This is a genomic window from Microbacterium sp. LMI13-1-1.1, from assembly GCF_040815625.1.
GTDB classification, from domain to species: Bacteria; Actinomycetota; Actinomycetes; order Actinomycetales; family Microbacteriaceae; genus Microbacterium; species Microbacterium forte.
Window position 1 is genome coordinate 939300 of record NZ_JBFPNL010000005.1, and the last position, 14045, is coordinate 953344.

A 14045-nucleotide genomic window follows, 5' to 3' on the forward strand; every position below is an offset into this window, starting at 1 on the left:
ATAGGACCATGGCACAGAAAGCGCTTTCCCATCCGACCGCGCTCATCGATGGGAATCACCCGACTCGCTCTGTGCTGCGCCTCATCGCCCGCCGGCCCTGGCGGCTGACCTTCGCGATCACCGCGTTCGCGATCAAGGAGATTCCGCTCTGGTTCCTGCCGGTGATCACCGCGGCGATCATCGACGTGGTGGCGAGCGACGGCGAGGTGACCGAGGTGCTGTGGTGGTTCGCGCTCGCCGCGGTGCTCCTGCTGCAGAACTACCCCAACCACATCATCTACACGCGCAACTTCATGACCGTGGTGCGAGACCTCGGCGCCGACCTGCGCAACGCGCTCACCGCCCGACTGCAGAGTCTCTCGATCGGATATCACACGCGGATGAGCTCGTCGATCGTGCAGACGAAGGTCGTGCGCGACGTCGAGAACGTCGAGCTGATGCTGCAGCAGGTCACGCATCCGCTGCTGTCATCGACCATGGTGATGCTCGGTGCACTCGGGATGACGGCGATCACGGTGCCGCAGTTCCTTCCCGTCTACGCCCTCGCCGTGCCGATCGCCATCGGCATCCGCTATGGCATGCGCAATCGCTCGCAGAGTCGCAACGAGGTCTTCCGCCGCGAGATCGAGACGCTGTCTGCCCGGGTCGGCGAGATGGCGTCGCTGATCCCGGTGACCCGCGCTCACGGACTCGAGGAGACGGCGATCAGCCGTGTCGCGGGCGGTGCAGACGGAGTCCGCAAGGCGGGTCTCGACCTCGACCTTCTGAACGGCAGAGTGGCGTCGATCTCGTGGGTGGCGATGCAGCTGCTCGGCGTCGCCTGCCTCATGCTCGCGGCCGTGTGCGCGCTCACCGGCTTCCTGCCGATCACGCCCGGCGAGGTCGTGATGCTCTCGAGCTACTTCACCCTGTTGACCGGCGGGCTCACCCAGCTGCTGATGCTCATTCCGGTCGGAGCCCGCGGCCTCGAGTCGGTGCGCTCGATCGCCGAGGTGCTTCAGGAGCCCGACGTCGAGCAGAACTCCGGCAAGCGCATGGTCTCGACGGTGGCGGGCGAGATCGTGCTGGATGCGGCGAGCCACCGGTATGCGGACGCCGACGATGACGCCCTGTTCGAGATCGATCTGCGCATCGCTCCCGGCGAGACGGTCGCGTTCGTCGGGTCGTCGGGATCGGGGAAGTCGACGCTCCTCAACCTCGTGCTCGGGTTCGTCCGACCCACGAGCGGTCGCATCAGGCTCGACGGTCAGGACATGCAGGAGCTCGACCTGCGGACAGTGCGCCGATCGATCTCGGTCGTCCCTCAGGAGTCGGTGCTGTTCGAGGGCTCGGTCTTCGACAACATCGCCTACGGCATGCCGGATGTCACGCCGGATCGGGTGGAACGGGCTCTGCGAGACGCCAACGCGTGGGAGTTCGTGAACGAGCAGCCGCAGGGGTGGCACACCGTCGTCGGCGAGCGAGGCGCGCGCCTCTCGGGTGGTCAGCGGCAGCGGCTGGCGATCGCCCGCGCCCTCGTGCGCGACCCGCGGATCCTGCTGCTCGACGAGGCGACGAGCGCCCTCGACCCCGAGTCCGAAGGACTCGTCAAGGAGGCGCTCGAAAGGCTCATGCGCGGTCGCACGACGCTCGTGGTCGCGCACCGCCTGTCGACGATCCGCCAGGCCGACCGCATCGTCGTGCTCGAACGCGGACGCATCGTCGAGCAGGGTTCGCACGACGAGCTGCTCGCCGCAGACGGGCGATACGCTCGGTTGCACCTGGTGCAGAACGGCATGAGATGACCCCGACTCTCCGTCCTGAGGAGGACCCATGACGTCAGACAAGAGACTTCGCGCTGCCCTGGTGGGCACCGGAGCCGTGGCCAACTCGCACGCCCGCGCCGTCGCCGCGTACCCGCGCGCAGAGCTCGTCGCCGTCGCCGATCTCAGCCTCGAGAAGGCCCAGGAGTTCGCCGGCAGATACGGCATCGCTGCCGCCTACGGCGACCTCGACGACATGCTCGCCGCCGAGCAGCCCGACGTCGTGCTCATCTGCACGCCGCCGGCTCCGCACCGCGAGCAGTCGCTCGCCGCGTTCGCATCGGGCGCGCACGTGATCGTCGAGAAGCCGCCGGCGCCGTCGCTCGATGAGCTCGACGACATGCGGGCCGCCGCCGATGCCGCCGGCAGACAGCTTGCGGTCGTCTTCCAGCAGCGCACCGGAACGGCCGCCGCACACGTGCGCTCGCTGCTGCAGAGCGGCGCGCTCGGACGCCCCCTGGTCGCCGTGTGTCAGACGCTCTGGTTCCGCGACGCCGACTACTTCGCGGTGCCGTGGCGCGGCAAATGGGCGACCGAGGGCGGTGGCACGACGCTCGGACACGGCATCCATCAGATCGACTTGCTCGCGCACCTGCTGGGCGACTGGTCGTCGGTGCAGGGCAGGCTCTGGCGCCTCGACCGCGAGACCGAGACCGAAGACGTCTCGACTGCGACGATCGTGTTCGACCGGGGAGTGGTCGCTCAGCTGATCACCAGTGCGGTGTCGCCCCGAGAGGCGAGCTCGATCCGCATCGACACGCAGAAGGCCACGATCACGGTCGATCATGTCTACGGGCACGGCCACGAGAACTGGCGGATCACCCCGGCGCCGGGCTTCGAATCCGAGGCCGAGGGGTGGGGATTCCCGGATGCCGAGGAGCGCAGCGATCACGAGCCGCTGCTGCGTGACGTCTTCGACGCTCTGCTCGACGGCGGGCCGCTGCCGGCGACCGCGGACGCGCCTGCTCGTTCGCTCGAGATCGTGGCGGGGATCTACGCTTCGGCCGCGGCTGACGGCGCCGTGATCACCCCCGAGATCCTGGCCGCACACCCCACCCACCGCGCCGGTTTCGCGAGCCCGGTCACCGATCTGCGCCGATGAGAGAGCTCTATCGCGACCCCGTCTACGACGGCGTCACCGATCCGAGAGTCGTGATCGACGCGGACGGACTGTGGTGGATGTTCTACACACAGCGCCGGGCGAGCGTCGAGGACGCCGGGCCGGGGGTCTCATGGATCCACGGAAGTCGCATCGGCGTCGCGACCTCGGAAGACGGAGTGGACTGGCGCTACGACGGCACTCTGGAGCCGGCGGCATCCGGCCTCGGTCTCGTGCCCGGGCCACCGCCCCGCGAGGTCGACCGCACCCACTGGGCGCCCGAGGTCGTCTGGGACGGTGAGCACTGGCGCATGTACCTGACCGAGATCGACGGCATCCCCGATCGCTGGCCCGGTTTCGCGCGCTCGATCGTCGAGTACCTCTCAGATGACCTCCGTCATTGGGAACGACGCGGTCCGCTCGCGTTGAGCAGCGATCGGGTCATCGACGCAGCGGTCGCGCGCACCCCCGACGGACTGTGGCGCCTCTGGTACAAGGATGAGGCGGCGGACTCGGTCACGATGGTCGCGTCATCCGTCGACCTCGACGATTGGCGTCTCGACGGCGTCGCGATCGGCGGACGTCCCCATGAGGGGCCGACGGTCTTCGACCTCGGCGGATTCTGGTGGATGATCGTCGACGAATGGCGAGGGATGGGTGTGTACCGCTCCGAAGACGGCATCCGGTGGGCCCGTCAGGGTGGTGAGGATGCCGTCATCCTCGCCCATGCTCCCGGGGGAGGGCACGGCAATCACGGCGCTCAGGTGCACCACGGAGACGACCTCTGGTTCTACCTCTTCGCCACCGCGGAGGCAGCACCGGTGCACGCCGCGACGGGTGAGCGGAGGCGCGCGGCGGTATATCGGTTGGGTCTCGAGGTCGAGGCCGGGAACCTCGTCGTGAAAGACTGGAAGATCCCGCGGTAATCGATGTAATTGGCGCCGCGAATTGCCGGTTGCGAAACGTTTCAATCTGGATTAGCGTGCAGGTAAGCGTTTTCCCCGCACTATGGAGATCGCTCCCCGCACCACATGGACACAGGCGTTCCGCGGCATTGCCGAACGAGGACGTTCACCAGAGAGGACAACGATGTTCAGCAAGAAGCGTCTGGCGGCCGCAGCGGCCGTCGCCACCAGCGCAGCGCTGGTACTCGCCGGCTGCGCCGGCGGCGGCAGCCCTGAGGGCGAGCCCACCTACGACCCCGACGAGAAGGTCACCCTCGACCTCGCGTTCTGGGGCAACGACGTCCGCGCCGACCTCTACAACCAGGCGATCGAGGCGTTCAACGAGGAGTACCCGAACATCACGGTCAACGCGACCTTCCTCGGATTCCCGGAGTTCTGGGAGAAGCGTCAGACCGAGGCGGCCGGTGGCGGTCTCCCCGACGTCATGCAGTTCGACTACTCCTACCTTCGTCAGTACTCCGAGAACGGACTGCTGCTCGACCTCGAGCCCTACCTCGGATCCGTCATCGAGACCGACCCGCTGCCCGAGAACATCCTCAGCATCGGCGTGGTCGACGACACGACCTACGGCATCGCCACGTCGACCAACGCCTGGGGTGTCTTCACGAACCCGACGCTGCTCGAGACCGCGGGTGTCGAGGAGTTCGCCGGAGGCGACTGGGAGGACTACGACGACTGGATGGATGAGGTCACCGAGGCGGGCGCTGGCGACTTCTGGGGCGGGTCCGACTGGACCGGCCGCATCCAGAACTTCGAGCTGCAGCTGCGCAGCGAGGGCAAGAACCTGTTCGACGAAGACGGCACCCCCGGCTTCGACGAGGACCGCCTCAAGGAGTTCTGGGAGTCCGGCGATGACATCCGCGACGGCGTCGTGGTGCCGCAGCAGGTCGTCGAGGAGCTCAACCCGCTCACGGCATTCGACGCGGCGAAGAACGCCAGCGAGATGACGTGGGACAACTTCGGTGCGGGCTACCTCGCCAACCTCGGCGAGAGCTACACCGAGCTGGGCCTCGTCGCCCCGCCCGTGACGAAGGAAGGCGAGAAGGACCTCTACCTGAAGCCGTCGATGCTGCACACGATCTCGGCCAAGACCGAGCACCCGGAGGCGGCCGCGACGCTCGTCAACTTCCTGGTCAACTCGCCCGAGTCCGGCGAGATCTTCGGAACCAACCGTGGTCTTCCCGCCTCCGAGACCGCTCTCGAGGCAGCTGAGCTCGACCCGATGAGCCAGATCGTCAAGGACTACGAGGAGTCGATCGCCGACCGCCTCGGCGACGCCCCGCCCGTGCCGATCGTCGGCTACGGCACCCTCGAGGAGAAGTTCCGCGTGCTGGGCACCGAGCTCAACTTCGGCACGACGACGGTCGACGAGGCCGTGACGCAGTTCTTCTCCGAGATGGACGTCGTCCTCAACCAGTGATTCCGTCGGTGGGCCGGGTGATCTCCACCCGGCCCACCGCACCCCGCACACTTCGGAAGGAGCTGTCATGAGCACGACGGCGACGAGGACGATCGTCACGGACGAGAAGTCCGGACGAGGACGAACGCTGCGCAGCGGCCGACGCCCCGAGAAGGAACTGGCACGACCGGGTCAGCGCGCACGTCTGCGCCGCGAGACCGCGACGGGGTATGCGTTCCTCACCCCCTGGCTCATCGGCTTCTTCGGCCTGACCGCCGTGCCGATGATCTACTCTCTGTACCTCTCCTTCACGAAGTACAACATCTTCCAGCCGCCCAAGTGGATCGGGCTGGACAACTACATCCGTCTCTTCACGAGCGACCCGAACTTCATCCAGTCGGCGCAGATCACCCTGGTCTACGTGTTCATCGGCACCCCGATCACCCTCGCCGCGGCGCTCGGCGTCGCGATGCTCCTGAACTATCGCGACAAGGGCGCCGGCTTCTTCCGCTCGGCCTTCTACGCTCCGTCGCTCATCGGCGGTTCCGTGTCGGTCGCGATCGTGTGGCGCGCGATGTTCTCGTCCGACGGTCCGGTCGACAGCGGTCTGCAGGTCTTCGGCGTCGACCTCGGAGGGTGGATCGGAAACCCGAGCCTCGTGCTCCCGATGATGATCCTGCTCGCCGTGTGGCAGTTCGGGGCCACGATGGTGATCTTCCTCGCCGGTCTCAAGCAGATTCCGAAGGAGCTGTACGAGGCGGCCGAGATGGACGGGGCCAACGCCTACCGCCGCTTCCGTGCCGTCACCATCCCGATGCTCTCCCCGGTGATGTTCTTCAACCTGCTGCTGGGCCTGATCGGCGCCTTCCAGGTGTTCGCCTCGGCGTACATCATCTCCAACGGCACCGGCGGACCCGCCGGCATGACGAACTTCATCACCGTGTACCTGTACAAGCGCGGATTCTCCGACGGACAGATGGGCTACGCGGCAGCGATCGCGTGGGTCCTGCTGATCGTCGTCGCGATCATCGCCTTCATCCTGTTCCGCACCCAGCGGTCGTGGGTGCACTACTCGGGAGACGACAAATGAGCATCACAGAAGCCGTCGTCACGGCATCCGCCCCCTCGCCTCGCCGGCGCGTGAAGCGCAAGACCTGGCAGACCGTCATCTGGTTCGTCGGCCTTCTCGTGCTGACCGCGGTCGTGCTCTACCCGCTGCTCTGGCTGTTCCTGTCGACGTTCAAGCCGAACTCCGAGTTCGGTCAGAACCCCGGTCTGTTCCCGCAGGCGCCGACGATCGAGAACTACGGCAAGGTCATGGAGGGCATCGCCGGAGTGCCGATGTGGCGCTTCTTCCTGAACTCGCTGATCCTCGCGGCATCCGCCGTGGTCGGCACCGTGCTCTCGTCGGCTCTCGCCGCCTACGCGTTCGCCCGGGTGCAGTTCAAGGGTCTCGGGGTGCTGTTCGCCGCGATGATCGGCACACTGCTGCTGCCGTTCCACGTCGTGATCATCCCGCAGTACATCATCTTCAATCAGCTCGGATGGGTCGACACCTTCATCCCGCTGATCCTGCCGAAGTTCCTGGCCACCGAGGCGTTCTTCGTCTTCCTGCTCGTGCAGTTCATCCGTCAGATGCCGCGCGACATGGACGAAGCGGCACGCATCGACGGCGCCGGTCACTTCCGGATCTTCTGGGCGATCATCCTGCCGCTGATCAAGCCCGCCCTGATCACCTGCGCGATCTTCTCGTTCATCTGGGCGTGGAACGACTTCCTCGGGCCGCTGCTCTACCTGACGAGCCCCGAGAACTATCCGCTGCCCATCGCGCTGCGTCTGTACAACGACCAGTCGTCGACGTCGGACTACGGGGCCACGGTCACGGCCTCGTTCGTGGCCCTGTTGCCGGTGCTGCTCTTCTTCGTGGTGTTCCAGCGCTTCCTCGTCGACGGTGTGGCGACGCAGGGTCTGAAGGGATAGCCATGTCGGTCATCAGCGGAGACCGCCGGGAGCACCGGGCGGCGAAGCGCGAGGCGCGCTCGGGCGCCGGCCCGACGGTCGCCGGCATCGAACCGGGCGTCAACCCCGGGGCGACCGCCAAGTTCGGTCTGTTCGGCGAGGTGCTCACGATCGGTCTGATGATGACCGTCGTGGCCCTCGGCGTCGTCACCCTGCCGATCGCGCTCGCCGCCGGCATCCGTCATCTGCGTCGCTTCGTCGCCGCGGAGGACTCGCGGGCAGGTCTCTTCTGGGATGACGTGCGTGCCGGCATCCTGCCCTCGCTCGTGGTCGGTGTTGCGGCCGCGCTGATCGCGGGAGTGCTCACGCTCGACGTCGTGCTGGCCGGGTCTGGTGCCTTGCCCGGGGGTGAGGTCATCGCGGTCGTCGGCTGGGCCGGGCTTCTCGTTCTCGCCGTCGCGATCCTGATGGCCGCGGGTGCCTGGTCTCCTCAGCAGGGGTGGCGCGCAGCGGTTCGCGAGGTGCCGGCAGCCATCCGAGCGGATGCCGCAGGCGCCGCCTACATCGCGGCCGCCGCGGTCTTCACCGGCGTCGTGACCTGGGCGCTCGCGCCGCTGTTCATCGCCGGGATCGGCTGTGCGGCGCTCGCCGTCGTCGCCGTGCCCGCGCGTCGCAGGCGCGGAGTGCACCGCACGGAATGAGAAGGTAGTCGTTGGCGCACGCGCGAACAGACGGAGGCAGGCGATGGCGGTAGGGGTGAAGGACGTCGCGGCTGCGGCCGGCGTCTCGGTCGGCACCGTCTCGAATGTCCTCAATCAGCCGGAGCGCGTGTCAGCCAAGACGGTCGAACGCGTGCAGCGGGCCATCCAGGAGCTCGGCTTCGTGCGCAACGACGCTGCCAGGCAGTTGCGCGCCGGTCGCAGCCGCAGCATCGGCCTCGTGGTGCCCGATATCGGCAACCCGTTCTTCGCCGAGGTGGTCAGGGGAGCGGAAGACAGAGCAGCGGATGCCGGAATGACCGTGCTGCTCGGCAACAGCGACGAACGAGACGAGCGCCAGCTGGCGCATCTCGAGCTCTTCCAGGAGCAGCGGGTCAACGGCGTGCTGCTGACCCCCGCCTCCGAGGATCTCTCGGCCGTGCATCGTTTCGCCGCCGGGGGGATGCCGGTGATCCTCGTCGACCGTGAGGTGGAGGAGGGGCTTCTTCCGTCGGTCTCCGTCGACGACGTCGAGGGCGGCCGTCTCGCGGCCGAGCACCTGCTCGCATCCGGGCGTCGTCGTCTGGCCTTCGTCGGCGGGCCGCAATCGGTGCAGCAGGTCGCCGATCGTCTTCGCGGAGTGCAGGCGGCGGTCGCGGCCCACCCCGATGTGACGCTCGAGATCGTCGAGCAGTCCGCTCTCTCCGTTCTCCAGGGGCGGGCGGCGGGTGAAGCGATCGCGGCGCGTCCGGCAGAGTCGCGTCCAGATGCCGTCTTCGCCGCGAACGACCTGCTCGCCGTCGGGCTTCTGCAGGCGTTCAGCTTCGGCTCCGGCATCCGCGTGCCCCACGACATCGCGATGGTCGGATATGACGACATCGACTTCGCCTCCGCCACCGTCGTGCCGCTGAGCTCGGTGCGCCAGCCGGCCAGGCTGCTCGGCTGGACCGGGGTCGACCTGCTGTTGAAAGAGCTCGACGGGGTCGAGCACGACCGCCGCGTGCGGTTCCAGCCCGAACTCGTGGTGCGGGAGTCGAGCTCCGGCGCAGCCTGACGCGACCCCGGTCGTTGAGCGAAGACGACCAAGTCGACTGAGACGAAACGTCGCGACCCCTTCAGCGGAACCTGCCACGTTTCGTCTCGGGCCGCTTCGCGGGCCTCGCTCAACGATCGGTACGGCGATTCGTGACTGCCGCGGTAACCCGTTATGCTTGCAAGGTGCATCCGATCTTCACGGAGCGGATGCCTGGAGACGTCGCATAGTCCGGCCGAGTGCACCACCCTGCTAAGGTGGAGTCCCCTCACGGGGACCAGGGGTTCAAATCCCCTCGTCTCCGCAGTAGAAATCCCTGCTCACGCAGGGATTTTCTGTTTCAGTCACCTGGTCCGGAATCACCGTGCTGCGAGGGCATCCGCAAGGTATGACGCCGTCGTGCTCCCGCTCGCCGAGGCGATCGAGCCCGGGGTCCCCTGCGCCACGACCGTGCCTCCGAGGTCTCCTGCGCCGGGGCCCATGTCGATCACCCAGTCGGCCTGCGCGACCACGCGCATGTCGTGCTCGACCATGACGACCGTGTTGCCGGCGTCCACCAGATGCTGAAGATGCACGAGCAGCCGATCGGTGTCCGACGGATGCAGTCCCGAGGTGGGCTCGTCGAGCAGGTAGAGGGTGTCGCCGTGCTGGGCACGCCGCAGCTCGGACGCCAGCTTCACTCGCTGCGCCTCGCCGCCGGAGAGTTCGGTCGCCGACTGACCCAGCGGCAGATACCCCAGTCCCACGTCGAGAAGCGCGTCGAGGTGTCGAGCGACGTCGGCATCGTCGGCGAAGAGAACACGCGCGTCGTTCACGCTCAGGGCGAGCACGTCGGCGATGGTGTGCCCGTGGAGTTCGATCTCGAGGGTGTCCGGGTTGTAGCGGGTGCCGCCGCACGTGCTGCAGGGCGCATGGACGGTGGGGAGGAAGAGCAGCTCCACCTCCACCGTTCCCTCGCCCTTGCAGGTGGGGCATCGTCCGCTCGGCAGATTGAACGAGAACCGGCTCGCGGCGTACCGCCGCCGGCGTGCTTCCGGAGTCGCGGCGAACAGAGCCCGGACGCGGTCGAAGAGCCCCGTGTACGTCGCCACGTTCGATCGTGACGTGCGGCCGATCGGCTTCTGGCTGACCTGCACGACCCGGCGCACGCGGCCGGCGGGACCGGACGCGCGCCCCGCCGTCTCCGCCGTCGGAGAGGAGAACAGCGGATCAGCTGACGCGACGCTCCGCTCGTCTCCCGACGTGTCGATCGTCGAGCCGTCCACCTCGCTGGAGAGGCTCTTCTGCAGCAGATCGGGCAGGGCCTGGGTGACGAGAGACGTCTTGCCCGATCCGGAGACGCCGGTGACGGCGGTGAGACAGCCCAGGGGGATCGACACCGAGACGCTGCGGAGGTTGTTCCGTGAGACGTCGGTGAGCACGAGTTCGCCGTCGGGCTCGCGAGGGCCCGCCTTCGGCGTCTGCTGTTCGGCGCGCGGGGCATCGGCGAACAGGTAGCGCCGGGTCTGGGAGTGCTCCGCCTCGCGGAGCCCGTCGATCGGACCCGAGTAGACGATCTCGCCCCCCGTGGCTCCCGCGCCGGGGCCGATGTCGACGATCCAGTCCGCATGCCGGATCACGTCGAGTGAGTGCTCGACGAAGAAGACGGTGTTGCCCGAGTCCCTGAGCGAGCGGAGGATGCGCACGAGCGCTTCGCCGTCGGCGGGATGCAGCCCGGCAGACGGCTCGTCGAGCACGAACATGACCCCGAACAGCTGCGAGAGCACCTGGGTCGCGAGGCGCATGCGCTGCAGCTCCCCGGACGAGAGGGTGGGAGTCGACCGATCCAGCGAGAGGTATCCCAGACCGAGCTCGATGATCGGAGAGACCCGATCGCGCAGCTCGTCGACCAGACGCTGCGCGGCGAGCTGTTTCTCGGGCGAGAGCGCTTCGCTGTCGGATTCGGCGGCCGACCCGCCGTCGGACGGGTTGAGGGCCGTCTCGAGGAGAGCCGAGAGGTCGGCCAGCGGCAACGCGGCCATCTGTGTGATGTCGAGACCGGCGAACGTCACGGCGAGCGCCTCGGGCTTCAGTCGGCGTCCCTCGCACATCGGACAGCGGACGCTGACCATGAAGCCCGCCGCCTTCTCGCGCATCTTCGCGCTCTTCGAGTGGGCGAACGTGTTGAGCACGTACTGCTTCACCCCGACGAACGTGCTCATGTACGACGGCTCGATGCCGGCGGCGACGGCCTTGCGCACCTGCGCCGGGCCGCGGTCGGTGAACACCGGCACCTGCGGGGACTCCTCGGTGTACAGCACCCACTCACGCTGCTCCTCCGGCAGATCGCGCCACGGGATGTCGATGTCGTAGCCGAGGGAGATCAGGCTGTCGATGAGCTGCTTGCCGTGCCACGCCCGGGGCCAGGCATCGAGAGCACGGTCGCGGATCGTCAGCGACTCGTCGGGCACCATGAGGTGCAGGGGCACGTCATACACCTGCCCGATCCCGTGGCACCGCGGGCAGGCGCCCTGCACGGTGTTCGCGGAGAAGTCCTCGGCGAACAGCGGGTCGGCGCCAGGCGGGTAGGTCCCGACGCGCGAGTACAGCATGCGCACGACGTTGCCGATGGACGTGGCGCTGCCGACGGTCGATCGGGCGCTGCCGGCGGTGCGCTGCTGGGGGAGGGCGACGGCAGGGGGCAGCCCCTCGATGGCATCGACGTCGGGGATGTCGACCTGGCTCATCAGGCGCCGCGCATAGGGCGCCACCGATTCGAAGTACCGACGCTGGGCTTCGGCGTACAGCGTGCCGAACGCGAGCGAGCTCTTGCCCGAGCCCGAGACGCCCGTGAAGGCGACGAGGGCGTCACGAGGAATCGCGACGTCGACATCGCGAAGGTTGTGCACACGTGCGCCGGTCACGACGATGGAGTTCGACGTGCCCGAGCGCTTCGACGGTAGGGTCCTGCCCATCATGGACCTCTTCTCGTCTCCCGCGAAGAGCGGGGGTGGATGCGGCGATCGCCGTCTCTGCGCCACGCTACCCCGCCCGTCGACTTCGCGGGGGTGCTTGACAGCGGTCGGTCGATCGGGAAGGCGGACCGATCAGCCGAGTCGCACGAAGGCTTCCCGGATGGCGCTGGCGACCGCGATCCATGCCCTCGGTCGGCCGCCAGAAAACGCTATCCTGGAGAACTTCCCCCGCCTGCAGAGGAGCATCGTCCATGCCCATCGCCGCTGATGACCCCCGCCTGACGCACGCCTACGAGGCCGCGTCCACCCGCTACACCGACGTGCCGTTCCAGCGCGCGGGCGCGAGCGGCATCCAGCTGCCCAAGGTGTCGCTGGGCCTCTGGCAGAACTTCGGACGCGATCGCTCGTTCGACAGCCAGCGCGAGATCGTCCTGCACGCCTTCGACCGCGGGGTCGTGCACATCGACCTCGCCAACAACTACGGTCCGCCCTACGGATCGGCCGAGTCGACGTTCGGCGCCGTGCTCGACAGCGGCCTGGCCCGCTATCGCGACGAGCTGTTCGTCACGACCAAGGCGGGGTACGACATGTGGCCGGGCCCGTTCGGCGACGGCGGCTCGCGCAAATACCTCACGCGCTCCCTCGAGCAGAGCCTGCAGCGCATGAACACCGACTATGTCGACGTGTTCTACTCGCACCGCCCCGACTCCGAGACGCCGCTCGAGGAGACGGTGACGGCGCTCGTCGACATCGTGCGCAGCGGGAAGGCGCTCTACGTCGGCATCTCGAACTACCCGGCGGATCTCGCTCGGCAGGCCTATGAGCTGCTGGCGGACCAGGGAGTGAAGCTGCTGCTGCATCAGCCCCGGTACTCGCTGTTCGACCGCACTCCCGAGGCCGAGCTGTTCCCGGCGTTGCGTGGGCTGAAGGTCGGCAGCGCGGTCTTCTCGCCGCTCGCTCAGGGCCTGCTCACCGGCAAGTACATCGACGGCGACGTCCCCGCCGACTCGCGCGCGGCCAACAGCCACTTCCTCGACGGATCGGCCCTCACCGACAGCTACCTCGAGCGCATCCGCGGCATCGACCGCGTCGCGAAGGAGGCGGGTCTGTCGATCCCGCAGCTCGCCGTGGCGTGGGTGCTGCGCGACCCCGTGGTGACGACCGCGATCATCGGAGCCTCGCGCACCGGCCAGATCGACGACGCCGTGGCTGCGAGCCAGGTCGAGCTGTCGGATGACGTCATCGCCGCTCTCGAGGAGTTCGCCGCAGAACCCGGCACCAGCGTGGTCTGAACAGTGCAGGGATCGGGATTCCGTGGTGGCGTGCTGCCCCGCACACGCTGTCAGGCGGGGCTTCTCGGACCTTTCTGACGCCGTCGCGTAATATTCCGTGCGCCAGCGGGTCTGGTTAGTGGACGCCCCTGCGAACGGGAGCGTCCGCAACGGATCCCGAGGAGCCTCAGATGACCATCGCCCACGTCGAGCTACGGACGCACCAGTGGAGTCATCGCAGCCCTGTTCCGCTGCCCGAACTCGCTTTCCAGCACATCCTCGCGGCGATTCTCCGGGGCGAGTACGTGTCCGGTGACCGGCTCGACACCGCACGCTTCGCTCAGGAGCTGCACATGTCGCTGAACCCGATCCGCGAAGCGATCATCCGGCTCCGCGACATCGGATTGGTCGAGGTCACTCCCGCCCGCTACACCAAGGTCGCCGATTTCTCGGCGTCCGATTCCTGCGCCGCCCTCAGCTATGCCGGGGTGCTCGCGGGCACAGCGCTCAAGAAGGCACTGCCGACCACCGCCGAGGGCGTGCGCTCAGAACTCGCGGTCCACGTCGAAGAGATCGGCGGCGCCGTCGGGGACACCAGCCGCAACGCGGCAGTCATCGGGTTCCTCACTGCCGTGACCGACCTCATCGAGCATCCTCGCCAGGCGATCCATCTCGTCGAGGCAACGATCCTGGCCCAGTGCGCCCTGCAGTTCTCCGGGATCACCCGCGGTGACGGCGTGGCTCAGGCGCGATCCGTCGCGGCCGAAGCCGCCGCGCACGCGATGCGCGCGGGCGACCGGGATGCCGTCGAGACAGCCGTTCGCGCCCTTTTCGAGCACCTCGTCTGATCCGCGGCTCGTTGCGG

General features: G+C 67.9%; 11 protein-coding genes and 1 tRNA gene. 11 read left to right on the forward strand and 1 reads right to left on the reverse strand.

Features of this window, described 5'->3' with window-relative positions; genetic code table 11:
• Nucleotides 1-8: 8 nt before the first annotated feature.
• The 9 genes from MRBLMI13_RS11340 to MRBLMI13_RS11380 all read left to right on the forward strand — a co-directional run bounded on the left by MRBLMI13_RS11340 (nt 9) and on the right by MRBLMI13_RS11380 (nt 9259).
• On the forward strand, nt 9-1784 hold the full coding sequence (locus MRBLMI13_RS11340; protein ID WP_367822579.1) for an ABC transporter ATP-binding protein: 1776 nt from the start codon (nt 9-11) through the stop codon (nt 1782-1784).
• A 28-nt stretch (nt 1785-1812) separates the two neighbouring features.
• Entirely contained in the window at nt 1813-2904 is a 1092-nt protein-coding gene (locus MRBLMI13_RS11345) for a Gfo/Idh/MocA family protein (RefSeq protein WP_367822581.1), read from the forward strand.
• Nucleotides 2901-3827, forward strand: a complete 927-nt coding sequence (locus MRBLMI13_RS11350; RefSeq protein WP_367822583.1) for a hypothetical protein — start codon at nt 2901-2903, stop codon at nt 3825-3827. The genes MRBLMI13_RS11345 and MRBLMI13_RS11350 overlap by 4 nt, the downstream gene beginning before the upstream one ends.
• Before the next feature lie 163 nt (nt 3828-3990).
• The gene (locus MRBLMI13_RS11355; RefSeq protein WP_367822585.1) at nt 3991-5286 is read left to right on the forward strand and encodes an ABC transporter substrate-binding protein; all 1296 of its coding nucleotides are present in this window, start codon (nt 3991-3993) and stop codon (nt 5284-5286) included.
• 67 nt (nt 5287-5353) lie between these two features.
• Complete coding sequence (locus MRBLMI13_RS11360) at nt 5354-6355, forward strand: carbohydrate ABC transporter permease (RefSeq protein ID WP_042537052.1); 1002 nt, start codon at nt 5354-5356, stop codon at nt 6353-6355.
• Nucleotides 6352-7245 (forward strand): carbohydrate ABC transporter permease, encoded by an 894-nt coding sequence (locus tag MRBLMI13_RS11365; RefSeq protein ID WP_042537055.1) that lies wholly within the window; start codon nt 6352-6354, stop codon nt 7243-7245. Before MRBLMI13_RS11360 ends, MRBLMI13_RS11365 begins: the two co-directional genes overlap by 4 nt.
• Before the next feature lie 2 nt (nt 7246-7247).
• On the forward strand, nt 7248-7925 hold the full coding sequence (locus MRBLMI13_RS11370; protein WP_079112235.1) for a hypothetical protein: 678 nt from the start codon (nt 7248-7250) through the stop codon (nt 7923-7925).
• Nucleotides 7926-7968: 43 nt separating this feature from the next.
• Entirely contained in the window at nt 7969-8976 is a 1008-nt protein-coding gene (locus tag MRBLMI13_RS11375) for a LacI family DNA-binding transcriptional regulator (protein ID WP_309694128.1), read from the forward strand.
• 194 nt (nt 8977-9170) lie between these two features.
• Nucleotides 9171-9259 (forward strand) — tRNA-Ser (locus MRBLMI13_RS11380).
• 55 nt (nt 9260-9314) lie between these two features.
• Here the strand turns inward: MRBLMI13_RS11380 and MRBLMI13_RS11385 are convergent.
• A complete protein-coding gene (locus MRBLMI13_RS11385) occupies nt 9315-11912 on the reverse strand; it encodes an excinuclease ABC subunit A (RefSeq protein WP_367822588.1) in 2598 nt (865 codons plus the stop codon).
• A 248-nt stretch (nt 11913-12160) separates the two neighbouring features.
• Between MRBLMI13_RS11385 and MRBLMI13_RS11390 the strand changes: the two genes are divergently transcribed.
• Complete coding sequence (locus MRBLMI13_RS11390) at nt 12161-13201, forward strand: aldo/keto reductase (RefSeq protein ID WP_367822589.1); 1041 nt, start codon at nt 12161-12163, stop codon at nt 13199-13201.
• A gap of 170 nt (nt 13202-13371) precedes the next feature.
• Nucleotides 13372-14028 (forward strand): GntR family transcriptional regulator, encoded by a 657-nt coding sequence (locus MRBLMI13_RS11395; RefSeq protein ID WP_367822591.1) that lies wholly within the window; start codon nt 13372-13374, stop codon nt 14026-14028.
• The last annotated feature ends 17 nt before the right edge of the window (nt 14029-14045 follow it).